This is a genomic window from Aestuariibaculum sp. M13 (assembly GCF_024723255.1).
GTDB classification, from domain to species: Bacteria; Bacteroidota; Bacteroidia; order Flavobacteriales; family Flavobacteriaceae; genus Aestuariibaculum; species Aestuariibaculum lutulentum.
Genome location: NZ_JANIAC010000002.1, coordinates 734861 through 758654 on the forward strand (window position 1 = coordinate 734861; position 23794 = coordinate 758654).

The 23794-nt window shown below is 32.3% G+C and carries 26 protein-coding genes and 1 tRNA gene; 19 read left to right on the forward strand and 8 right to left on the reverse strand.

The features are described from left to right. Positions 1-94: 94 nt before the first annotated feature. From NO995_RS10230 to NO995_RS10295, 14 genes are all read left to right on the forward strand, one after another. Positions 95-616 carry a hypothetical protein gene (locus NO995_RS10230; protein ID WP_258227429.1) on the forward strand — a complete coding sequence of 174 codons (522 nt, stop codon included), beginning with the start codon at positions 95-97 and terminating at the stop codon, positions 614-616. 173 nt (positions 617-789) lie between these two features. Next, positions 790-1191: a DUF4304 domain-containing protein gene (locus tag NO995_RS10235; protein ID WP_258227430.1), complete on the forward strand. Its 402-nt coding sequence runs from the start codon at positions 790-792 to the stop codon at positions 1189-1191. A gap of 150 nt (positions 1192-1341) precedes the next feature. After that, entirely contained in the window at positions 1342-1881 is a 540-nt protein-coding gene (locus tag NO995_RS10240; RefSeq protein ID WP_258227431.1) for a hypothetical protein, read from the forward strand. Between the two features lie 152 nt (positions 1882-2033). Further along, positions 2034-2582 carry an RDD family protein gene (locus tag NO995_RS10245; RefSeq protein WP_258227432.1) on the forward strand — a complete coding sequence of 183 codons (549 nt, stop codon included), beginning with the start codon at positions 2034-2036 and terminating at the stop codon, positions 2580-2582. 173 nt (positions 2583-2755) lie between these two features. Next, entirely contained in the window at positions 2756-3766 is a 1011-nt protein-coding gene (locus NO995_RS10250; RefSeq protein WP_258227433.1) for a hypothetical protein, read from the forward strand. A gap of 164 nt (positions 3767-3930) precedes the next feature. Beyond that, complete coding sequence (locus NO995_RS10255) at positions 3931-4725, forward strand: hypothetical protein (RefSeq protein WP_258227434.1); 795 nt, start codon at positions 3931-3933, stop codon at positions 4723-4725. A gap of 164 nt (positions 4726-4889) precedes the next feature. Then, positions 4890-5546, forward strand: coding sequence for a hypothetical protein (locus NO995_RS10260; protein ID WP_258227435.1), 657 nt, complete (start codon positions 4890-4892; stop codon positions 5544-5546). A 148-nt stretch (positions 5547-5694) separates the two neighbouring features. Continuing rightward, on the forward strand, positions 5695-6354 hold the full coding sequence (locus NO995_RS10265) for a hypothetical protein (protein WP_258227436.1): 660 nt from the start codon (positions 5695-5697) through the stop codon (positions 6352-6354). A gap of 181 nt (positions 6355-6535) precedes the next feature. Next, entirely contained in the window at positions 6536-7279 is a 744-nt protein-coding gene (locus NO995_RS10270; protein WP_258227437.1) for a CPBP family intramembrane glutamic endopeptidase, read from the forward strand. A 122-nt stretch (positions 7280-7401) separates the two neighbouring features. Beyond that, complete coding sequence (locus tag NO995_RS10275) at positions 7402-7800, forward strand: hypothetical protein (RefSeq protein WP_258227438.1); 399 nt, start codon at positions 7402-7404, stop codon at positions 7798-7800. A gap of 186 nt (positions 7801-7986) precedes the next feature. After that, entirely contained in the window at positions 7987-8685 is a 699-nt protein-coding gene (locus NO995_RS10280) for a hypothetical protein (RefSeq protein ID WP_258227439.1), read from the forward strand. 157 nt (positions 8686-8842) lie between these two features. Then, positions 8843-9355 (forward strand): hypothetical protein, encoded by a 513-nt coding sequence (locus NO995_RS10285; protein ID WP_258227440.1) that lies wholly within the window; start codon positions 8843-8845, stop codon positions 9353-9355. A 147-nt stretch (positions 9356-9502) separates the two neighbouring features. Beyond that, the gene (locus tag NO995_RS10290; RefSeq protein WP_258227441.1) at positions 9503-10216 is read left to right on the forward strand and encodes a hypothetical protein; all 714 of its coding nucleotides are present in this window, start codon (positions 9503-9505) and stop codon (positions 10214-10216) included. 145 nt (positions 10217-10361) lie between these two features. Then, positions 10362-10811 (forward strand): hypothetical protein, encoded by a 450-nt coding sequence (locus NO995_RS10295; RefSeq protein ID WP_258227442.1) that lies wholly within the window; start codon positions 10362-10364, stop codon positions 10809-10811. A gap of 2248 nt (positions 10812-13059) precedes the next feature. Here the strand turns inward: NO995_RS10295 and NO995_RS10300 are convergent. From NO995_RS10300 to NO995_RS10310, 3 genes are all read right to left on the reverse strand, one after another. Continuing rightward, entirely contained in the window at positions 13060-13782 is a 723-nt protein-coding gene (locus NO995_RS10300) for a hypothetical protein (protein ID WP_258227443.1), read from the reverse strand. 6 nt (positions 13783-13788) lie between these two features. Beyond that, positions 13789-15120: a tyrosine-type recombinase/integrase gene (locus NO995_RS10305; protein ID WP_258227444.1), complete on the reverse strand. Its 1332-nt coding sequence runs from the start codon at positions 15118-15120 to the stop codon at positions 13789-13791. 54 nt (positions 15121-15174) lie between these two features. Next, positions 15175-15248: transfer RNA gene (locus NO995_RS10310), tRNA-Met, on the reverse strand. Positions 15249-15381: 133 nt separating this feature from the next. Between NO995_RS10310 and NO995_RS10315 the strand changes: the two genes are divergently transcribed. Beyond that, a complete protein-coding gene (locus tag NO995_RS10315; protein ID WP_240574623.1) occupies positions 15382-15771 on the forward strand; it encodes an START-like domain-containing protein in 390 nt (129 codons plus the stop codon). A 68-nt stretch (positions 15772-15839) separates the two neighbouring features. Further along, positions 15840-16682: an aminotransferase class IV gene (locus NO995_RS10320; protein ID WP_258227445.1), complete on the forward strand. Its 843-nt coding sequence runs from the start codon at positions 15840-15842 to the stop codon at positions 16680-16682. On the opposite strand, the gene NO995_RS10325 is transcribed toward NO995_RS10320, so the two are convergent. The 5 genes from NO995_RS10325 to NO995_RS10345 all read right to left on the reverse strand — a co-directional run bounded on the left by NO995_RS10325 (position 16679) and on the right by NO995_RS10345 (position 21266). After that, positions 16679-17239 carry a YqgE/AlgH family protein gene (locus NO995_RS10325; RefSeq protein ID WP_258227446.1) on the reverse strand — a complete coding sequence of 187 codons (561 nt, stop codon included), beginning with the start codon at positions 17237-17239 and terminating at the stop codon, positions 16679-16681. The two genes, NO995_RS10320 and NO995_RS10325, sit on opposite strands and share 4 nt — an antisense overlap. 123 nt (positions 17240-17362) lie before the next feature. Next, positions 17363-17635, reverse strand: coding sequence for an HU family DNA-binding protein (locus NO995_RS10330; protein ID WP_188215699.1), 273 nt, complete (start codon positions 17633-17635; stop codon positions 17363-17365). A gap of 189 nt (positions 17636-17824) precedes the next feature. Continuing rightward, a complete protein-coding gene (gene fmt, locus NO995_RS10335; RefSeq protein ID WP_258227447.1) occupies positions 17825-18772 on the reverse strand; it encodes a methionyl-tRNA formyltransferase in 948 nt (315 codons plus the stop codon). 46 nt (positions 18773-18818) lie between these two features. Beyond that, entirely contained in the window at positions 18819-20726 is a 1908-nt protein-coding gene (locus NO995_RS10340) for an ATP-dependent DNA helicase RecQ (protein ID WP_258227448.1), read from the reverse strand. Then, positions 20727-21266 carry an ATP-binding protein gene (locus NO995_RS10345; protein ID WP_258227449.1) on the reverse strand — a complete coding sequence of 180 codons (540 nt, stop codon included), beginning with the start codon at positions 21264-21266 and terminating at the stop codon, positions 20727-20729. A 146-nt stretch (positions 21267-21412) separates the two neighbouring features. On the opposite strand from NO995_RS10345, the gene NO995_RS10350 reads away from it, so the two are divergent. The 3 genes from NO995_RS10350 to murA all read left to right on the forward strand — a co-directional run bounded on the left by NO995_RS10350 (position 21413) and on the right by murA (position 23738). Then, positions 21413-21706 (forward strand): DUF493 family protein, encoded by a 294-nt coding sequence (locus NO995_RS10350; protein ID WP_240574617.1) that lies wholly within the window; start codon positions 21413-21415, stop codon positions 21704-21706. Positions 21707-21773: 67 nt separating this feature from the next. Then, positions 21774-22421 (forward strand): DUF4290 domain-containing protein, encoded by a 648-nt coding sequence (locus tag NO995_RS10355; protein WP_240574616.1) that lies wholly within the window; start codon positions 21774-21776, stop codon positions 22419-22421. 6 nt (positions 22422-22427) lie between these two features. Next, positions 22428-23738: a UDP-N-acetylglucosamine 1-carboxyvinyltransferase gene (gene murA, locus NO995_RS10360; protein ID WP_258227450.1), complete on the forward strand. Its 1311-nt coding sequence runs from the start codon at positions 22428-22430 to the stop codon at positions 23736-23738. Positions 23739-23794: the final 56 nt, after the last annotated feature.

The following is a 23794-nucleotide window of genomic DNA, read 5'->3' on the forward strand; positions in this document are numbered from 1 at the left end:
GTGCGTATTTGGTCACTCTGATTTTCCTTCGGAAAATCCTCGGACACAAAACCGCACTATTCTTATACTAACCGTTGGCAGTAATTAGAAGAAAATGAACTGGAAATTTATTTCGGGATTGATTTTAATAATCATTCTAATAATTTACATCATATTTTATCCTTTACAATTTGAGTTTTATGAAAACTTAAAGGCAAAAAAAATATCTGACTTTATTGTTTTACCGATTTTCTTTCTTTTAATCATTTATGAATTGTTTCGGAATATCAAAAAAGGAGAAAAAGAATGGAAAAAATACTTGTTAGACTTAACAAAAGGACTTGGAATATTTGCTGTACTTTATTTTCTAATGTTAAGAAGTTTGTTTTCCAGCGGAATTATATTTATTAATACAATTTTCGGAGAAAAGGAAATGGTCAAAGTTAGCGGAATTATAACTGATAAAACGGACTTAAAAGGTAGTGGGAAATTTTTGGGTAAATATGAACTAATAATTGAACAAAATGGGAATGAATTTGTTTTTGACTCAAATCATAAGTCAATTGAAAACTATAAAGTCAACGACCATTTTGAAATGGAAATGAAAAAAGGAGTTTTAAATCTGATATATAAATAACTACTGCCAACACCGTATAAAAAAAATTGCTAGTTTTAGCTAAACCAAAATGAGTTGCTCGTTTGCTAGCTTCTGATTTTCCTGCGGAAAATCCTCGGACACAAAACCGCACTATTCTTATACAAACCGTTGTAGTGCATTTTAACATGACACATAAAGAAAAACGAGAAAAAATGGATAAAGCAATAAAGGAGATAATTATTCCCTTCTTGCGAAATAAAGGTTTTAAAGGTTCCTTTCCTCATTTTAGACGTGAGAATAATGACAAATTGAACTTACTAAATTTCCAATTCAGCCTTTATTCATCATCATTTGTTGTAAATATTGCAAATTGTTCTGTAAACGGAATGACCACATCGGACGGTGAATTAATCAAGCCTGCCAAATGTCAAGTTCCATATTTAAAAAACCGCTTAAGAGTTGGGAGCATTAAAAATCGGAGAGATTATTGGTATGATTTTGATAAACAGTTAATTTTTGGAGATATCTTTAAAAAAAGAGCAAAAGAATTTATAAATAATTGGGAGGAAGCTGAGCAATGGTGGAGGAATAACGATATTGAACTATTAAATTAAAAAAAACGCACTACAACACTATATAACCGCAATTACGGCGGATTCGACTACGTCCGAATCCACTCGGAATTGCTAAAAACAGTGCTAAACCGAAAAACAAAGTAAACCAAATCGATAACTGACGGTTATACGAACCGTTGTATGCCATTTATGAAAAACCTGTTTCTGACATTTTTACTAACAATTGGAATTAATTTGACTTATTGTCAAAATGGTTATTCTATGCATTCCGTTGAGTTTTTCAAAAACAAAATTGAAAAGAATATTAAGATTTCGGAAATTTCAATAATAGTTGACGGAATCAAAATTAGTGGAGAAAAAGTTGGAAACGAATACAGATTTCCTATGATTGATTCCACCAAAACATTTGAATTTCTCATCAAATCGAACAGAATGGATTTTAATTCAGGTCCATATAACGCTTGGATTTTAAATAAAGGCTCGAACATAATACTCGGAAAAATAAACCGAATTGATAAACTTCTCTCTGTTGCGGAATATAATGGAATGGAAAAAACGGAAGATGATTATGATATATTCTCAAAACGTTTTTTCGTAGCAAATGATTATACGATTGACATAAATGAATTTGAAAAAATTAAGCGTCTTGACTATTTAGTTTTCAACCCAATTCAACAAGGAGATGGAAGTTATGTCTTGACCCAAAAAATAATTAAACTTAAAAAATAAAAACGGCATACAACAACGGCTATAGTTCATTGCGGCGGAATTTCCAAGAGGAAATTCCTGTGTATTTTCTAACTTTGGTTTACGGCGGAATAGTTCTGTCGAACCATTCCGCAACGAAACCATAGCCCAACCGTTGGCAACAAACTAAAAAAATGACACACTATAAAAATAGAAACTTAGGAATAAGATTAGCCTCAATGATTTTAGACCATATTATTATGACATTTGGAATTGTAATAATTGCGTTTATTCTAGTTGGAATTGGATATTTAATAGTTGGAGAGCCAACGGAATCTGATTTACCTGAATGGTTTGTAATATTCCCAATATTTCTCGGCTTGATAATTTTTTCAGCCTATTTGAACAAAGATGCTGTTAAAGGAAAAAGTCCTGCTAAAAGACTTCTTGGGCTTATCATAGTTGACTATAAAACAGGAGAAATAGCAAACCCGATAAAGTCAGTTATTAGAAATACAACACTTATATTTTGGCCAATAGAAGTGATTTTTACACTTTTCTCTCCAGACCGTAGAATTGGAGATTATATAGCAGGAACAAAAGTTATTTCAGATGACAAAACTCTAGACACCGAATTGAAAATTGGACAAATTATTTTTGCGCTAATAATCGGAATACTGTTTATGTTGTTAATTTCGCTATTCCAGTTTTTAATTATTGGAATAAATGTAATGGAATGGTAAAAAACCCAGTTGCCAACAATATATAACAGCAATTACGGCGGATTAGACTACGTCCGAATCCACTCGGAATTGCTAACGCCAGTGCTAAATCGAAAAACAAAGTAAACCAAACCGATAACTGACGGTTATATGAACCGTTGCCAGCAATTTAAAAAGACACCATCACACTTATAATGACCTTAAAACAAAATAGAATAAATGACCCAGAAAAAATCGATGTTGATTACATTGAGAAGGAACTCAGTGAGGATAAACATGTTATTGTTCAATTCTCGGGTAAGACTTTCAATGATAAGATACTTTCACAATTAGATAAACTGTGTGAGAAACATGACACAAGTTTAGGAGTGCGATTTTATGGTCATTACTCGGGGATATTTGATTTTAATATTATCTCTAAAATTCCTCATGTAAAATGTTTGTACACGGATTGTTTGACTAAAGCAACCAATTTAAATGTACTTAGGGAACTTAAATATTTGGAGAATCTTTCGCTTGGAGTTTATGAGCTGACTGATACAGAGATTTTAAATTCTGATAATTTTAAAGGGCTAACTGAACTGCTACTGACTGAAACAAAAACGAAAGCTTTAAACCTTGAATATTTAAAAGAATACAAAAAACTAAAGACTCTTGTAATTGGAGGTCATACAAAGAATATTTCAACGGTCGGAGAATTAAGTGATTTAGAATTTTTGTCTTTTAATTCTGTTAAAAAAGTCCCAATTGATTTTGTAAATAGATTGAAGAAACTAAAAACTCTAAAATTTATTCTTGGTGGCAGAGACAATATACTGGAAATTGAGGAAAATCAGATAGAGAATCTTGAGATAACATGGGTCAGAGGATTTAACGATTTAAGTAACATTGGAAAATTCAGGAATTTAAAAAAGTTGCATGTTGAAAATAATATTCAGCTTGGACAAATTCAGTTCGACACTGAATTTAAAAACATGGATGATTTAAAAATCATTAATTGTAAAACGCTTGACAAATTAACGGGATTAGAACAGTTATCAGCTCTTAAAGAAATGGTGATTTATCAAACTAATCTTGATTTTGAATCAGTTATTAATCAAAAATTATCTAAAACGCTTGATATGTTTGTCTTTTACACAACTAAAGCAAAGATTGACAAAGAGATTAAAAAACGGATTATTGAAATGGGATATAAAACAAGATAAGAATAAAAAACTGCTGGCAACAATGTATATACAAAATAGGCGTGAAAGTAGTAATTTCAACGGTTGTAGCCCGCTTCAACATCTCAACGGTTTGATAAGTTTGAAGCCCGCAATCGCCTACTTTGCATATACTTACAGTTACCCATAAGCTAAACCACCAAAATTTGAGAATCCTACTCCACATTATAATTTTCGTCATCTTAACAATTATCACTCAAATTGGCGGAATTTTATATCTAGTTTCAATCTTGCTTATAAATCGAAATGCAAAAAAAAGACGGATTAAACGGATTGGAATTTTTGTTGGACTCTATCTAATCTCTACATTTTTGATTGTTCCAAATGTTGCGCCGATTTTCGGACGTGAAAAAATAAAAGAAACTCAATTTCTAAAGGCTCATTCGATATTCTACAAACTCGCGAATAGAAATTATGTTCGACCAGAACTAAACAAAACTCTCACCCAAGTGGCAACTGAATTTGAAAATCAAAATAGCGGAATTAAAATGGTCTACCTTGATGCAAACTTCCCGTTTATTGATAAATTTCCTCTTCTACCTCATTTGAGCCACAATGATGGAAAGAAAATAGATGTTTCGTTAATATATAAAACCCCAAACGGTCAATTAACAAATAAAAAACCTTCAATTAGTGGATATGGAGTTTATGAAAACCCCAAACCTAATGAATATGATCAAAGTGAAGTTTGCAAAAAAAGCGGACATTGGCAATATGACTTTCCCAAATACCTGACTTTAGGGACAATTAATAAGGACATAGACTTTTCAGAAAGTGGAACTCGTAATTTGGCTAATTTAATCTTAAAGCAAAATAGTATAGGCAAAATGTTCATCGAACCGCATTTGAAAACACGACTGAATTTAACTAACGAAAAAGTAAGGTTTCACGGCTGTCAGGCAGTTCGACACGATGACCACATTCATTTCCAATTAAAATAAAAAAAGCCTATGGGTAACACCGTGTATAATTCATTGCTTCTGATTTTCCTCTCGGAAAATCCTCGCAACTTTGCTATCTTAGTTTCTTAACCCGAAAATCCTACGGATTTTCACGCAACGAAACTATACACAAACCGTTGCCCACAATATTGAAAACACACAATATGATTAAGAAAGTTTCGCTTTTAATAATAATGATTTGTACAATTTCCTGTAACCAAGCTCAAACTGACAAACATTATGCAGATGACCTAAAAGGGTGTCTAAATGATAATGATATAGAAATATTAAATCGAGCAACCTTTCTTTTTGAAAAGATGTTGGCTGAACATTATGGTAGCACAAACAATAAAGCAAATTTCAACACATATATAGAAGAATTAGGCTCAATTCCAAAACGTTTAAATGTGCCATTGTCTTTCTATTTAAATGACAAATCAGTAGCAATGATTAAAGAACTGGAAAGTAGCGGAACTTTCAATAAAATTTGGATAAAATTTGTTGAGAAAGAAAACGAAAAAGAAATACCGATTGTTGCCGCTTCTGAATATGAGGAGCCTGAAAGTGAAAAACTTGAAATCTACACACTAAACCCAAACGGAGATTATTTAAAGTGCATAAATAATGTTTCCAATAATGAAGGCTTCAAAGAAGTTCTAAATTCACAAACAAAATATGGAGATATTGCGCCGACCATAATCGCTGGAGCTTTAAAACAAAAAATTACTGTAAATGATTTCAACAATGGACTTAATAGAGTAATCATTGCAATCGGATTTTATTACGACATGGTTAATTTATTAAATAAAAACCCAAGATAATTAAAATACTGTGGGCAACACCGTATAAAAATAATGCGTAGTTTAGTACAAATTCAAAAGTTAGTGCGTATTTGGTCACTCTGATTTTCCTACGGAAAATCCTCGGACACAAAACCGCACTATTCTAATACAAACCGTTACCACACATTTGAGAAAAACAGCGACCATATCATTAATTTTAGTCCTTTTTTTATCAGCTTGTAAAACTGACAAGAATTTGAAAGGAACTTGGATTGGAGAATATTCGAAATCGGAAAATGGAACTATTGTTTTTCCCGAACGAAATTTATTAACCTTTAAGAATAATAAATGCTATTCAAAAGGCTCAAAATATGATTACGGAACTGAACTTCGAGAAAGTAAGAATATGTACTTTTCAAACGACATAATATTTAACGAAGATTATTCAGAAGAAAACCCTTTGGAATATTATGAAATCGTAAAAGCGGAGAATGATTCTTTGGTAATAAAAATTCCGAATAACGAGTTTCAACACGTTTACAGAAAATTACCAGAATCAGCAAAACACAAACAAACGATTAAACTTATTGGAAAAAAATTCTTTTGGGAAAATAGAAAATTTCAAGATACGATTTACTTCAAAACTGACTCTACTCTCGTAAGAGAATCTAATAAACATCCTGACTATAAGACATCATCATGGGAACGAATTAATTTTGAGGGATATGACATAATTTTTATGGACGGAGATGTTCCCTATCTGATTGAAAAACAAAACGGAAAAACTATAAATTTAATAACATTCCATAAAACTGACGTTGAACACACAATGACTGAATTGGAATAAAAAACGTGTGGTAACAACGTGTAAAAATAATTGCTTGGTTCTAGCCTACTCGGAAAATCCTACGGATTTTCCTCTGGTTCGTTCCTTTTTTAGTAAGTTAGTTGCTTGCACACGCAACTATCCTTACACAAACCGTTACCTGCAAGTTTGACAAAATTTAACAAACAATAAATCTCCAAATATGACTAAAAACCTTTATCTGAATTTAATATTGAGTTTTATAATCTTGTTAATAGGTTATAATTATTCTTCTCAATTTAGCAATATTTGGATAACTAGATTCGGTAATTTCTTATCAATAATTATAGCAGGTCTTTTTTTAATCAAATTTAAAGCAAGTGCATTGCCTGAAAAACATTCAAAACCTTTAAAAGTTCAATGGGTATATTCAATAATTATAGGTGTCATTGGACTTTACATATTTAACTCTTTCACCCATAAACTTACATGTAGTTTATTCGATTTTGAATATACCGGTGAAATTAATCGTACGACAAAAGAATTAATCGAATTAATATTTATGATAGCTATTTTAGGGATTCTGGAGGAATTCTATTTTCGAAGAATTATTGCCCAGAAAATCTTAAATTCAAAAGGATTTTCAAAAGCTTTATGGATTTCAGCCTTAATTTTTAGTCTTGCTCATATTGTAACAGATTCAAGTATTTTTTCAACTTTTATAGGTGGACTATTTTTTGGATATATCTATCTTAAAACCCAAAATCTTTGGTTAACAATTTTCGCACATATGTCATATAACCTAATTACCTTTTTGATTTCACCAATAATTGACAGTAGGTTGTCTGAATTTAACACAAATAGGATGATTTCTTATTTTCTTGCACTTGGTCTAGGATTGTTAATTATATTTTACTTGATTTTAAAGAGGCAAACTAATTTAAAACCAGCAGGTAACATCGTATAAAATTTATTGCTTCGGATTTTCCTACGGAAAATACTTGCAATTTTGCTATCTTGGTTTCGTAATCTGAAAATCCTCGCGGATTTTCACGCAAAAAACCTTATACAAACCGTTAGCAGCAAGTAATGGATTGGAATAAAATCAATAAATCCTGGAACGAATTTGCTCAATTCCATGATACTCATTTGGACTACAATGAACGTAATTTATTTCATGTCATTCAATGTAGTTATAAAGTAGATTTAAAGAGTAATCAATATTACGCAAGATTTTCAGGAGTTCTATGGAAAACTCAAGACGGCCAAAATAGAAATCGGACAAAAATTCTCACTGAATTTAAGACTGAAAAAAAATTAAATAATTTAAAAATAACCAAAACGAGAATTAGCAATCTATTTTCTAAGAAACAACGGACTGATTTAGAGAAAAGCATTGCTAAGGATTTAGAAATTTTAAATGGAAAAAAACTGACTTTGAAAAATAACGTTTTGGAAATAGAATTGAACTCAATAATATCAATTTGAGAACGCAACAACTCTAATAGAAAAAATAAAAACCAGCTGCTAACATCGTGTATAATTCATTGCTTCCGATTTTCCTCACGGAAAATCCTCGCAACTTTACTATCTTAGTTTCTTAACACGAAAATCCTGCGGATTTTCACGCAACGAAACTATACACAAACCGTTGTGTGTCATTTGAAAAAACCTATGAGAAAAATATTTATACTAATCATAGTTCTTGGAATTTTGTCTTGTAATAATTCCGAAAACAAAAATAAAACACTTCAAAAAGAACAGGAATCCACTGAAATTGAAAACAGAGTTAACGAAGAAAAAAAAATAATAGTAAATAAAGATGAAAAAATTGATTCAATTATAGAACCAATTAAACCTAAATTAATTTTTACTGATTTAGAAAAAGAAATAGCAGAAGTTGGAATTTCATTCCATAGATGGTACATTAAAAATACAAATGAACATAATCCTGAAACACCTACAGAATTTGAGGTTACAGAAGGAAAAAATGATAGTTGTATTGTAAATTATGAACCATATTTTAAGGAACTAAGAAAATTAGGTACAATTTCAAATTCATTTTTGGATAAAGAAAAAGCAAGAACCAAACTATGTGCTGAAACTATTTCCAACATGAAGTGGAGTGAATACATTGGTGTAATTCCAGAAAACTGTGACGATTATCTATATTGGACCAATAGTCAAGATATAACTGATGGAGTTGATATCATTGAATTAAATAAAGAAAATGACTATTGGACTGTGTTTTTATCGCTATTTATGAGTGATAAAAATGGACAAAAATATTTTGGTAATGATAAACTAAAAGTTACTGTGATAAAAGAAAATGGCAAATATTTGATAAGCGAAATTAATTGGATAATAAAATAAAAAACGCCACACAACACCATATAACCGCAATTACGGCGGATTAGACTACGTCCGAATCCACTCGGAATTGCTAACGCCAGTGCTAAACCGAAAAACAAAGTAAACCAAACCGATAACTGACGGTTATACAAACCGTTAGCAAACATTTAAAAATTAAATGAAAAACGACATATCTTCTCTACTCATTGCAATTATAATTCTTTTATCATTTTGGATTTTAATTGTAAAATATATTCTTCATCCATTATTTTTTAAGCCGAAAATAAAGACATCTGAAATCACTAACTTTCTTAATGAAAAAGAATGTTCCTTGGTTGAATATAAAAGTTTAAACAAAAAAGAAAGAGAAAGAAATATTTTCAACAAACCTAAAGGATTGACGTTTGAAAGTTTCATTTCTGGACATTCTGAATATAAAATTATCGGATTCTCTCAAAAGACCAATCACTACAAAATATTTTGGACTGATTTAGAATCATCGTTCCTTCCTTTTGGTAAACGGATTTTAAATTTTATAGAAGAAAAAAATTCTGAATTATTAAACGAATTACAAAAGGAATATACTCAAGAAATAATAAATGTTTTTGATAGATGTCCAGCTTGTCAAACCCTATTATTTAATAACTCTAAAAAATGTCCAGTTTGCGGATTGAATTTTATTGCTAAATAAAAAAACGTTTTGCTAACACCGTATAAATTTTATCGCTTCGGATTTTCCTACGGAAAATACTCGCAAATTTGCTATCTTGGTTTCTTAAACTGAAAACCCTAGCGGATTTTCACGCAACAAGCCTTATACAAACTGTTACCCAACATTTTGAAAAAAACCTACCAACCCAATAATAAACTTCTAAAAACCCTTTTAAGGGAAAATCTCTATTTCGCAATTGGATTAATAATACTTACTCCAATTTTGTACTACTTTAGAGAGGGAAAACAATTCGTTTGGGATTTCCCATTTGTGAAAATAATGGCCGTAATTTTGATAATTTACAACCTTCCAAATTTTATAATTTATTGGGATTACTATAAAGAAAATAAAACCACAAAAATTAAATTCGACACAGAATCAAACCGTATTGGAATCACAAAAAATGGAGTTCAAAAGCAATATGAAATATCCGAAATCAAATCTTCAATTTATCATTTGGGTGTTTACTATAAAAATCGGATTGACGATGCTAAACGTTGGAAAATGATAAATTCTGACCTTGCATATTGGGATTTAGAATTTAATAATGGTGACAGATATTACATTTCAAATTTACTTGTGGACTTTTTGCATGATGCTCCAATAGTGCAAAATACAAAGTATAGATTTAGAATGTTTCAATACATTAATAAATCCGATTCTAAGGAAGCAGTGGAATTAAAACAAACTCAAGAAAAGAATCGGACAAAAAAATTCGTTGACAAATTTCAATCGAAATCAGAAAGTGAATTGAATTATATTTTGAACAATAAATCAAAATATCAGAAAGAAGCGGTAAAAGCGGTTGAAATAATAATAAAAAATAAAAACGTTGGGTAACACCGCGTATAATTCATTGCTTATGATTTTCCTCACGGAAAATCCTCGCAACTTTGCTATCTTAGTTTCTTAAACCTGAAAATCCTGCGGATTTTCACGCAACGAAACTATACACAAACCGTTGTAAAACATTTAAGAGAACCGTATGAAATTCATATTGACGCTATTTATCGGAATTTTGACATTGACTTTAAATGCACAAACGGACGGAGAAGAAACTGTTATATTCTCAAGAATTGGAGAATTGAGCGATGAGCAATTAAATAATTCTGGAGCTTCTAAACTGACTTTTATTACAGACATAAAAGAAGCTGAAAAAATGGCGGAATTAGATATTAAAAACGGAAATCCATTTTTGTTGCTAATGGGCGGAATTGCACCAACAATAATAGCTACTGACCCACAATTTGAAAAAGAATACGGAATTTACTTTTACGAATTTGGTTGTACTGGACCAGAAAATGACATAATAATTGCTTACAACAGAATAGTATATGAACACTTGAACTCGACAAAGGGAGAAAAGTGGATAAAAGAAGTTAGAGATGACGTAATCGGATTTAAAGAATGGAAACGCAATTACAAACGGAAATAAAAAAACGTTTTACAACAATGTATAACCGCAATTACGGCGGATTCGACTACGTCCGAATCCACTCGGAATTGCTAACGACAGTGTTAAACCGAAAAACAAAGTAAATTAAACCGATAACTGACGGTTATACGAACCGTTGTGTGTAATTAAAGAAAATAGTTAATGGAATATTTATCTTTTAAAGAAGGAAAAACAATGCTTACAATAATCTACATTTTTCAGTTGATTATAATGAGTATCATCTGCTCTATTTTACTAGAAAGAAGACATTATCTTGGAATTTTAAAAATTTTAACCATATTTTTCTCAATAATTTTTTTTCACGGAAAATACATTGTAAAATTTCATAAGATTAAAAATATCTTTTTTGACGATGAAAACTATTATATAAATTCCGAAGAACTATCATACACTAAATCTGACTTGACAAAAATCAAAAACAACTACCTAACTGCTAGTTATATTGAGTTTAAAGATGGTAAACGGTTTTATTTTTTAAGGAATCCTAAATTCATTTTTTTTGATATAATTGATTAAAACTACACACAACACCATATAAAGTTCATTGCTTCGGATTTACAACTAAAAATAAGTTGTTTAAGTGAATTTTTGGCATAATAAGGGAGCCACCAATTCCTACTTCGAAATTTTTATAAATTTCTACGCAACGGAATTATCTTATAAATTATACCTCTACTGATTTTAGTCCCATTTTAAAATCAGTTCATCTTAAAATCCTATCACAAAAGCTTAATATTAAAAATCGTTAGCAACTTATTCTAAAAAAACCGCAGATTACCATAAAACAAACTTAAATAACTATTCAAAATCAAGGGACCTACAAATAACACCATATTTTACATCCAAAACACCATTAACATTTTTTAAAAATTCCACTGATTACCACAAAAACAAACTTAAATAACCATTCAAAATCAGGGGACCTACAAATAACACCACATTTTACATCCAAAACACCATTAACATTTTTTAAAACACCACTGCGCACCGCAAATCAAACCTAAATAACTATTCAAAATCAAGGGCCCACAAATAACACCACATTTTACATCCAAAACACCATTAACATTTTTTAAAAACGCCACTGAGCACCACAAAAACAAACTTAAATAACCATTCAAAATCAAGGGACCTACAAATAACACCACATTTTACATCCAAACTCTATTAACTAATTTACACCCATTTTTACACCCATTCTTACTAATTGTAGTTTTCGGTGTAAAAACCGGTGCTAACTTTTTAGTGTGGTGCACACTGGTGCATTCTAAAATAACTCTGTGTAATGACTAAAAACCCCATAATCAAACACCTTCATCTAATTTACACCCATTTTTACACCCATTCTTACTAATTATAGTTTTCGGTGTAAAAACCGGTGTTAACTTTTTAGTGTGGTGCGCACTGGTGCATTCTAAAATAACTCTAGGGTAATGACTAAAACCCCATAACCAAACACCTTCATCTAATTTACACCCACTTTTACACCCATTCTTACTAATTATAGTTTTCGGTGTAAAAACCGGTGTTAACTTTTTAGTGTGGTGCGCACTGGTGCATCCTAAAATAACTCTGGTGTAATGACTAAAACCCCATAATCAAATACCTTCATCTAATTTACACCCACTTTTACACCCATTCTTACTAATTATAGTTTTCGGTGTAAAAACCGGTGTTAACTTTTTAGTGTGGTGCGCACTGGTGCATCCTAAAATAACTCTGGTGTAATGACTAAAACCCCATAATCAAATACCTTCATCTAATTTACACCCACTTTTACACCCATTCTTACTAATTATAGTTTTCGGTGTAAAAACCGGTGTTAACTTTTTAGTGTGGTGCGCACTGGTGCATCCTAAAATAACTCTGGTGTAATGACTAAAACCCCATAATCAAATACCTTCATCTAATTTACACCCACTTTTACACCCATTCTTACTAATTGTGGTTTTCGGTGTAAAAACCGGTGTTAACTTTTTTGTGTGGTGCGCACTGGTGCATCCTAAAATAACTCTGGTATAATGACTAAAAACCCCATAATCAAACACCTTCATCTAATTTACACCCACTTTTACACCCATTCTTGATAATTGCAGTTTTCGGTGTAAAAACCGGTGTTAACTTTTTTGTGTGGTGCGCACTGGTGCATTCTAAAATAACACTGGCATCACTTCTGTCACACAATAAACACACATTTTTGAAACCGGTGTTCTTTCGGTGGAAAGCATCAACTCGTCTCTAATGGCACATTAAATACTTGAGTTAAAAGCACAAATTCTGCTTCGCTTCTTGCCTGCTCTTTTAGTTCTTCAATATGCTGCTTTCTTTTATCCTGAGCTTTAGACGTCTTAGTTTCCTTTAACTTAAATTCTAATTTTTCAGAGTCTTTGCTAACATTAGGGATTAAAACACGTTTTACTTCTTCCAGTGTTTCCTCTAGGGCTTTATTTTCAGAAACAGACACCTGTTTTACTTCCGATTTATTTTTTGCTTTTTTACCAAACCGTTCCTTAAGCTCTTCCAAATGCTGCTTTGTGATATTTAATTGTTGTACAAATGCATTAAACTGATCCTTACTTATATCCGGTATGTCTATTTTCACATATTCCATATAATAACTGTAAATACCAACAAATCCTTGAACATAGGTTGTATAGCGATCGATTAAAAACTCGACCTTTGTTTTAGGTTCAGTCTCTACCATTTCTAAGAGGGTATAAATGTTGTTATCTAAAAGAAGTGATTTAGATAATACATGAACACTAACCGGTTGTTGGTCTACTAAATAATTGTGTCCGTTTTTCTCAAAAAGCAACATCCTATTAGCATGATTTAACAACACCGGTGTCGTTTCACCAGCCATCTCTAATAATCCTAAAGGCAAGTAATACACCGAAGCACAAAACAAATTACTTAGAAGCTCTAATTGTATATCTTCATATGATTTCATAAGCATCTAACTTTTTAGTAATTCTGAAAAATCTTTTGGCAATTCGGCATCAATGTCTCTTAAGTATTTCTCTAGAGCATCCATAGTATTGTGCCCTGTAATTTGCATTAATTTACTTTTAGCTTCATTGGGTGATGATTCTTTTACCAAGGCTCTGTATAACTTCGTTATAAAGGTATGTCTGAAACTATACATGCTATGCTCCGAATCTAGATTAAAGGCATCCTTGACAACCCTTTTAAAGCGTTTGGAAAAATAATTGCGTTTACCATTATCACTCATATGCCATTCGCCCCCAATGCCTTGTGGTGTAAACAAGCTATAATTTTTATTTAATTTACTTAAATCAGGTAACTCTTTAAACAAGATCTCTGGAATAATTTTAGTCTTTAAGGCTTTATTCTTAGCTTCAAAAGTGACTGTTTTTTGTTTTAAGTCTATATCTCCTACTTTCAAACGACAAATCTCAATTGGCCTTAACAAGCCATAGGATACAAACTTTACAAAAAGTAAAAGCATTGCATCCTGCTCTTCCATATGCTTAAAAATGTTCTCTTGAAGTTCTTTACTGTAGGTTTTATTTCGTTTAGGTTGCGTTTTTAGCGCTTTGATATTCTTAACAAAGTTCTGATTGACTATTTCGTTTTCTTCTAAGGTTTGAAATAAATTACTCAAACTAATTCTATAATTATTCCTGTTTCTTGCTGAGGATTTTGTTAATGTATAGTCTAAAAACTCCATCACTAGCTTTTTATCAATCTCTCGTATGAATTTAACCTCTGGGTGATTATTTTTTAGCCATCCACTAAAGACATTAATATGACTTTTGTAAGATCTCAAACTGTTTTCCCGAAGCGAACGCTTTTTTAAAGTCATATATAAATCAAAAGCCTCTTCAATACGCTTTCCTTTGTCAAAGACTTCCTCTGATTGTTCTGACTTTAGCTCAACTTTGGGTGTGATTTTAATTTCAGGAGTCTCCGTGGTGTTATCTGTACGCTGTTTTGCCGTTTCTTTTTTAAAAAGTTCGACATTATCAGCATAAGGATTGTAGCCTCTTTTAAGTAATTTAAATAGAATTTGACTGTAAACAGTCAAAATAGCCATACGCTCTTCTTTGGTTTGATACCGGTTAGCATTGGCATAGATTGGAGATTGACGTCTTAAGGTATTCGTCTTGGGATCTCGATATGAAAAATAGACATACCAACGCTGCTTTAAATTACCACTGGCTGTGTAGATTTTGGGCTTGGAAAATTGTTTTTGCACAGATAAATCGTATTCGTTTCCGTATTCACTTTCGTATTCACCTTGCAATATATCAGAAATATTGGACATAAAAAAAACGGTTTGGTGACACCAAACCGTTGATTTTACTAGCATTCTGCTTTGTAGCGAGAGCGGGGCACGATCCCGCGACCTCCGGGTTATGAATCCGACGCTCTAACCAACTGAGCTACCTCGCCGTTTTGTGGGTGCAAATATAGAAACATTATTCATACACGCAAACACAAAATGAAAAAAAATATTATTAAAATTTATTGTCACAGGTCTTAATTAATGTATATATTGGGCTAAATAATTTTTTAATAGTACTTTATGGACGATAAAATTAAATTTGAAATAGAATTCTCAATACACGCTTCTCCTCAATTATTATATCAATACATCTCAACCCCGTCTGGTTTGTCTGAATGGTTCTCCGATAATGTTAATTCTCGTGGCGAATTATTTACCTTTATCTGGGACGATAGTGAAGAAAAAGCGAAGCTGCTAAGCAAAAAAAGTGGCGAACGCGTAAAGTTTAGATGGTTAAATGATGAGGAAGACAATACTTCATATTTCGAAATTAAAATTCAGGTTGATGAAATTACAAAAGACGTTTCTTTAATTATCACCGATTTTGCTGAAGAAGATGAAGTAGATGAAGCAAAGATGCTTTGGGATAATCAAATTTCTAGTTTAAAGCAGGTATTAGGTTCTGCATAATTACTAAATAATATATTTCAATTATATTTGTGCCCTGTTCTCCAAAAAGAGGACAGGACATTTTTTTTATGACAAATTACAACGGAAATATTTTAGCAGAAACCAATATTCTTTCAATTCAAAATAGAGGTTACGCATACGGCGATGCCCTTTTTGAAACCATTAAAGCTTCACACGGAAAATTACTGTTTTGGGAAGATCATTATTTCAGATTAATGGCATCTATGCGTATTATGCGTATGGAAATTCCAATGAATTTTACCATGGAATTTCTTGAAGAGCAAATTCAAAACACGTTAAAGGCAAATAGTTTAACAGAAGCTTCAGCTCGTGTAAAATTAACGGTACATAGAAATGAAGGTGGATTATACCTGCCTCAAACAAATGCAGTAGGATTTAATATTTCTGTAAAACCATTAGAAGATGACTTTTATGTGCTAAATGATGGAACTTACGAGGTGGATTTGTTTAAAGATTATTATGTTTCTCCAAGTTTACTTTCTACATTAAAAACCAACAATAAAGCCCTACATGTAGTGGGAAGCATTTATGCCAAGGAAAATAATTTAAACAACTGCTTAATTTTAAACACCAATAAACAAGTTGTAGAAGCTCTTAATGGTAATGTGTTTTTAGCAAAAGGAAATATCATTAAAACACCACCACTAACCGACGGATGTTTAAAAGGTGTGATGCGTAAACAAATTATTGATGTTTTAAAAACTTTGGAAGGCTATCAATTGATTGAAGAGTCTATTTCTCCGTTCGAACTTCAGAAATCTGATGAAATTTTTATTACTAACGTAATTTCTGGAATTACACCAGTATCTAAATACCGTAAAAAGTCATTTAACAGTGAAGTAGCTAAAACAATACTACAGAAATTAAACGTAAAAATTAGGTTAAGTTAATTGTAGTTGGGGTTTTCTGGAGCGTTAGACCAAATGCTGTATTCATCACCGAACTCCAGCATTTTCTCTTTCCAGAACGATTCGTAATCCTTACCTATAATTTCATTTTTGTAGATATTTTCGGTAACTACCCAGGAATTCGATTTTAATTCATCGTCTAACTGTTGGGCAGCCCAACCAGAATAGCCTAAAAAGAATCTTATTTCATCTTCTTTAATGCTGTTTGTTGAAATTAATTCGGCTACTTTGGAAAAATCACCTCCCCAATAAATACCAAGTGAAATTTCAACACTATCTGGTATTAAATCAGGTATTCTATGAATAAAATACAGGTTATCCTGTTCTACAGGTCCGCCATTGTAGACTCTAAAGTTAGCTTCTACTTCAGGCACCAGGTCATTGATATTGTAGTCTAAAGGTTTATTTAAGATAAAACCTACAGACCCTTCATGAGAGTGTTCTGCTAATAACACAATAGATCGATTGAAGGAAACATCGCCAATTATAGCAGGTTCAGCGATTAACAGACTTCCTTTTTTTGGTTGGATTGTAATCATACTATCGATGAATTAGTAATCTAAATCTAACATTTATTTATTAAAAAAGCAACACTTTAAAAGCATATATAAAAAAAGCCTTCAAAATTTGAAGGCTTTTTCAATATTAATGTTGTAATCTTATTAGTTTACTGCGTTTGATAAATCTGCACCAGCTTTAAACTTTACAATGTTTTTAGCTTTGATTTTAATAGTATCTCCAGTTTGTGGGTTTCTACCTTCTCTAGCTGCTCTTTTCGAAACTGACCAAGAACCGAATCCTACTAAAGAAACTCTGTTACCTTTTTGTAAAGCTCCTTCAATCTCAATTAGTGCACATTCTAAAGCCTTTTTAGCTGCAGCTTTAGTAATTCCAGCGTGTTCTGCCATCGCATCGATTAAATCTGTTTTGTTCATAATGTAAAATTTAATTATTAATAAATTGGTTAAACGTTTGTGTTAAATCCTACTACAAATTTATACGGATATCTCAATAATGCAAGTAATAGCAAGGGAAATGCCAAGTTTTGTTGATAACTTCCGGCTTTTGTTAATAACGAAAGTGCTTTTCGTCGATGTTTTAAAAATATCAGTAATAATAGGGCTTTACAGCATTTTTGCATTTACATTAAACTCGTATCCGTTTAAAAGCGACTTAATGTCCATAGCGCGTTTTCCCGGAAGTTTAATTTCCTGTATATTAATGTAACCATTTAATACAGCAACTTTTAGCTCTTTTTTAGAAGCTATAACAGATCCAATGGTGTAATCATGTTCGGCAGGTTCTTTACTTGAAGCGTAAATTTTCACATCTAAATGTTCTTCTCCATTAACTAAAGTACACCAGGCTCCTGGATAAGGACTCAATCCGCGAATTAAATTATAAATATCGTTTATTGGGGCTTCCCAGTTAATTTTACAGTTATCTCGATTTAATTTGTAAGCTGTTTTAATATCAGCTGTATCTTGTTGAGGAGTAGTTGTTTCACTATCACTTTCAATTTGCTTTACTGTTTTTAAAACCAAAGCACTACCAATAGTCATTAACTTATCATGAAGACTTCCTACATTTTCTTCAGGGTCTATAGCTATAGACTCCTGCAGAATCATATCTCCGGTATCAATATCTTCATTAATAAAGAAGGTAGAAACTCCTGTTGTTGCTTCACCATTAATAATAGCCCAGTTTATTGGTGCAGCTCCACGATAGTTAGGAAGTAAAGATGCGTGCAAGTTGAAAGTACCATATTCCGGCATTTGCCAAACCACTTTAGGTAACATTCTAAAAGCAACCACAATTTGTAAATTGGCTTCTAAAGCTTTTAATTCATTTAAAAAATCTTCACTTTTTAAGTTAGTTGGTTGTAATACATTCAGGTTTTGTGAAACTGCGTATTGTTTTACCGCACTTTCATGAAGTTTTCTGCCACGACCAGCAGGTTTATCTGGTGCTGTAATAACGCCTACTACATTATAATTGTTCTCAACTAAAGTTTTTAAGGTATCTACCGCAAAATCTGGTGTACCCATAAATACAATTCTTAAATCTTTCATTGTATACTATTTATTATTTTAAGTCATAAAAATAGAATCGTTGCTATTATAGGTGACTCAATTTATATGTGTTTGTTTTTGTAATATTTATAATTTGGTGCTCTAATAATAAGAGGAGCACGTCTTTTAAATCGGTTTCGTTACAGTTTAAATGAGACATTAATTCACGTGACGATTGTTCATTTTCCTGTAAAAGCTCGATAACCTTATTTTTTAACGAACCGATATTTTCAGATTTTTGAGGCTTCTTTTTGTTTGTAATACAAACCGAACAGATACCACAAGGTTCAATCTCATTTTCTCCAAAATAGGAAAGTAACTGCATGCTTTTACAAACAGAATCGTTATTAATATAATCAAGCATGGCATTAACCTGATCTTCTTTTAGTGTGTTTTGTTGCTTTATAATCGAAGCCACTCGATTAATAGTTTTATCGTCTTCACGGGGTTCAATAAAAGTTACCTGCGCATCGGTTCTTGCTAAGTTTAACGTAATAACTTCATCGGCTTCAAGCTGTAGTAATACTTCCGTGATTTGTTTTTCTGAAACGGAAGCTTTTTCAGCTATCTTCCCTAGATTTATCTTTGTATCATGATCAAAAATACCTCCGTACATACGTAAAATAGACTTTACAATAATGTCGTAATTCTTCCGTGTTTCTAAATATTTAAAAAGTGCCGGACTCGAAATAATGAACTGAGCAGAAACCTTATTTTTAAACTGTTTTGAAAGTGCAATTATACTATTTCTATCTAACAACAACAGGGCATTATAGGCTAAAATAGCGTTAAAATTATAAGTTTTACAGAAGGTATTGTAATCGAAGTCGAATGTCATGTATTCTCCTTCTCCATAAGACACTTGAAAATAATTGCACAACTTTCGGTATACTTGTTTTACAAAATCTACAGTTGGTAATATTTTTAAAAACTGATTTTTAACCAGTTCTTCGTCGCTTTTGTTTTTTAAAATAACAGCAAAGGCCTTTTCACCATTTCTACCTGCCCGACCAGCTTCTTGAAAGTAACTTTCAATACTTTCTGGTAAATTTAAATGAACCACTGTTTTAACATTGGGTTTATCGATTCCCATACCAAAAGCATTGGTGGCCACCATAACCTGTTTCTGGTCACTTAACCACAAGTTCATGTGTTTGTCTTTATCATCGGTAGGCAAACCTCCATGGTAGTAGGTAGCCGAAATGTTTTTAGACTCTAAAAACGAACTGACTTCCAGTGTCATTTTTCGATTGCGCACATAAATAATTGAAGGCTCTTTATATTTTTTTAAAATGGTTTGAAGTCGGTAGTATTTATCTTCTTCATGAAAAACCATATAGCCCAAATTATCTCTAAAAAACGATTGTTTAAAGATTTTAGGACTTATGAAATCTAATTCCTTAACAATATCGTCAATCACTTCTGGTTTAGCTGATGCTGTTAATGCAATAACATTAACCGTTGGATGCAACTGACGTAAAATAGCAATGTTTTTGTACGCCGGCCTGAAATCGCTTCCCCATTGAGAAATACAGTGCGCTTCATCAACAGCAATTAAATTCACATGCATTTGGCGAATACGCTCCTGAACCAACTCCTGTTGTAGGCGTTCTGGCGACAGATATAGAAATTTATAATTTCCGTAGATACAATTATCAAGCATGGTATCCAATTGCGTGTAACTTATTCCACTGGTTACAGCCATTGCTTTAATGCCTTTGTCGTTTAACTGCTTAACCTGATCTTTCATTAAAGCAATCAAAGGGGAAACCACAATGCAAATACCTTTTTTAACTAATGCCGGAATTTGAAAGCACATCGATTTACCGCCTCCAGTTGGCAGTAAAGCAAAGGTGTCTTCACCTTCTAAAACCGCATTAATAATATCTTCTTGCTGCGGTCTAAAAGATGTATAATTCCAGTAACGTTCTAGTATGTTTACGGGATGTTCCATTTACATTTGTAGTGCCTTTAAAATATAGTCTGCACGGTTTTCAATTGTATCAAAAGGAATATCAATTAGATTATAATTATAACGGCTATAAGTATTTAGTAAATGGTCATGTATTTGAAGGGCTTGCTCAAAACTTTCATAGCGCTCATTATCTGAAGTGTAAATGGCTTCCCAAGGTTTTAAAATAAATACTGAATCGTAAACCAAATTTTCACAAGCATCAATAAAATGTTGTGGGTAAGTGTCACCAATAAAATCCATATAAGCAATTACGTCGTGAACCCCTCTGTCGAAAAAAATAGTTTCTGCGGTATGAATGTTTGCATCTTCAAACTGTTGTTGCCTTCCTTTTAAAAGAAGCTCACTAAATAACAACGGGTTTGATAAAAACAGTTGATCGATTCCCTCTTTTTGAGCATCAAGTATAACCTGACGGGATATTTCCTCAAGACAAGTATGCCCGCGTTTTACTAATTCATTTATTAATGAAGATTTTCCGGTTCCGGGACCACCTGTAATCACAATTTTTTTAGAATTCAAACCTGTTCTATTTTAGCTGTAAAATTCGGAATTTAACTGTTATAAAAAAAATGCGCAAGCCAGAGTTTACTTAAGCTTTACTTTTGTTCCTTAAAAAAAGGCTATAAATTTTTATAAGCTTATATTTGCAGTATATAAAAAAGATTATGAGCACACCTTCAAATTCAGAAGAATTCTATAAAAAATTAAAAGAACAATTATTAGAAACCACTAACTGGCCATCGGAATATTTGTATAAATTTATTGTATTAACAGAAGCCAGTAAAATTTCAGATTTAGAAAATATTTTTGATAATATGGGCGCTGTAATTAATACAACGGCTTCAAAAAATGGTAAGTATACCAGTGTTTCCATTAACCTATGCATGTCCGATCCAGATGCGGTAATTGCCAAGTATAAAGAAGTTGCAGAAAAAATAGAGGGCGTTATTAGTCTTTAGTTTTTTTTTGTATTTTGCACTAGCAGAATTACTACCTGCTAAAATTTTTAACTTCACATATTTTATTTTGACAATAGATAATTTAGAATACAATACCGAGCGTGAGTACTTAATTATTCCGGAATATGGTCGCCATATTCAAAAAATGATTAGTTATGCCAAGACTCGAGAAACAAAGGAAGAACGCAACAAAGTAGCTAAAGCTATTATTGCGGTAATGGGAAACATGCAACCACATTTACGTGATGTTCCCGACTTTCAGCATAAACTTTGGGATCAGTTATTTATGATGTCTAATTTTGAATTAGACGCAGATTCACCTTACGAAAAACCTACAAAAGAACTTTTTGAAAGTCGCCCGGAGCCTTTAAAATATCCGCAAAATTTTCCTAAATACCGCTTTTACGGAAACAATATAAAAACCATGATTGATGTGGCTAACACTTGGGAAAGTGGTGACCTAAAAGAAGCACTGACTTACACCATCGCCAATCACATGAAAAAATGTTTTTTAAACTGGAATAAAGATACCGTTGAAGATGATGTAATTTATGGTCACTTATATGAGCTTTCAGGAGGAAAAATAAATTTAAAAAATTCGGAAGAAGATCTTTCTGATGCCACAAGCTTAATGCGCAACAAGACCAAGTTTACCAACAAAAAAGGTGGACATCACAAGAAAAATTCATCAAACCGTCAAAGAAAACGCTTCTAAATATTTATGGGAACATTTAAAATTGAAGGAGGTCACCAGTTAAAAGGAAGCATACAGCCTCAAGGAGCCAAAAACGAAGCCTTACAGATTTTATGTGCTGTTTTATTAACCCCTGAAGTTGTTACAATTAATAACATTCCGGATATCGTTGATGTCAACAAGCTTATAAAACTATTAGGGAACCTTGGTGTAAAAATTGAAAAAATAGGGAAAGGCTCGTACACCTTTCAAGCCGACGAAGTTGATTTAGAATACCTTGAATCTGATGCGTTTAAAGTTGACGGCCGTGGTTTACGAGGATCGATTATGATTGTCGGGCCACTATTAGCGCGTTTTGGTAAAGGTTATATCCCAAAGCCAGGTGGTGATAAAATTGGTCGTCGTCGTTTAGATACACATTTCGAAGGACTTATTAATTTAGGCGCTAAATTCCGTTACAGCAAAGAAGAACAGTTTTACGGTGTTGAAGCCGACAGACTTCAAGGAACGTACATGCTCCTTGAAGAAGCTTCGGTAACGGGTACTGCTAATATTGTTATGGCTGCTGTTTTAGCGGAAGGCCAAACCACTATTTACAACGCTGCCTGTGAGCCTTACTTACAACAATTATGTAAGATGCTTAACCGCATGGGTGCCAAAATTAGTGGTGTTGGTTCTAACATGTTAATTATTGACGGTGTTGAAAGCCTTGGCGGAACCGATCACACCATGTTACCAGATATGATTGAAATTGGTAGCTGGATTGGTTTAGCTGCCATGACTAAAAGTGAACTAACTATTAAAAATGTATCTTGGAACGATTTAGGAATCATTCCGAGTGTTTTTAGAAAGTTAGGAATCACAGTTGAAAAACAAGGTGATGACATTCATATACCAGCGCATACCAATGGTTACGAAATACAAAGTTTTATTGACGGATCGATTTTAACCATTTCTGATGCGCCCTGGCCAGGATTCACACCAGATTTATTAAGTATTGTTTTAGTTGTTGCGACACAAGCAAGAGGAAGCGTTCTCATTCATCAAAAAATGTTTGAAAGCCGTTTATTCTTTGTCGATAAATTAATCGATATGGGGGCTAAAATCATTCTTTGTGATCCACATAGAGCAACCGTTATCGGTCATGATTTTAAATCGACTTTAAAAGCAATGACTATGACCTCCCCAGATATTCGTGCTGGTGTATCTCTTTTAATTGCTGCACTTTCAGCAAAAGGAACTTCAACCATTCAGAATATTGAACAAATTGACAGAGGTTACGAAAATATAGATGAACGTTTACGTGCCATCGGTGCTAAAATTGAACGTATAGAATAGTTTTCAAAATATAAAAACATAAAAAAGGAGCTAAATAGCTCCTTTTTTATGTTTTT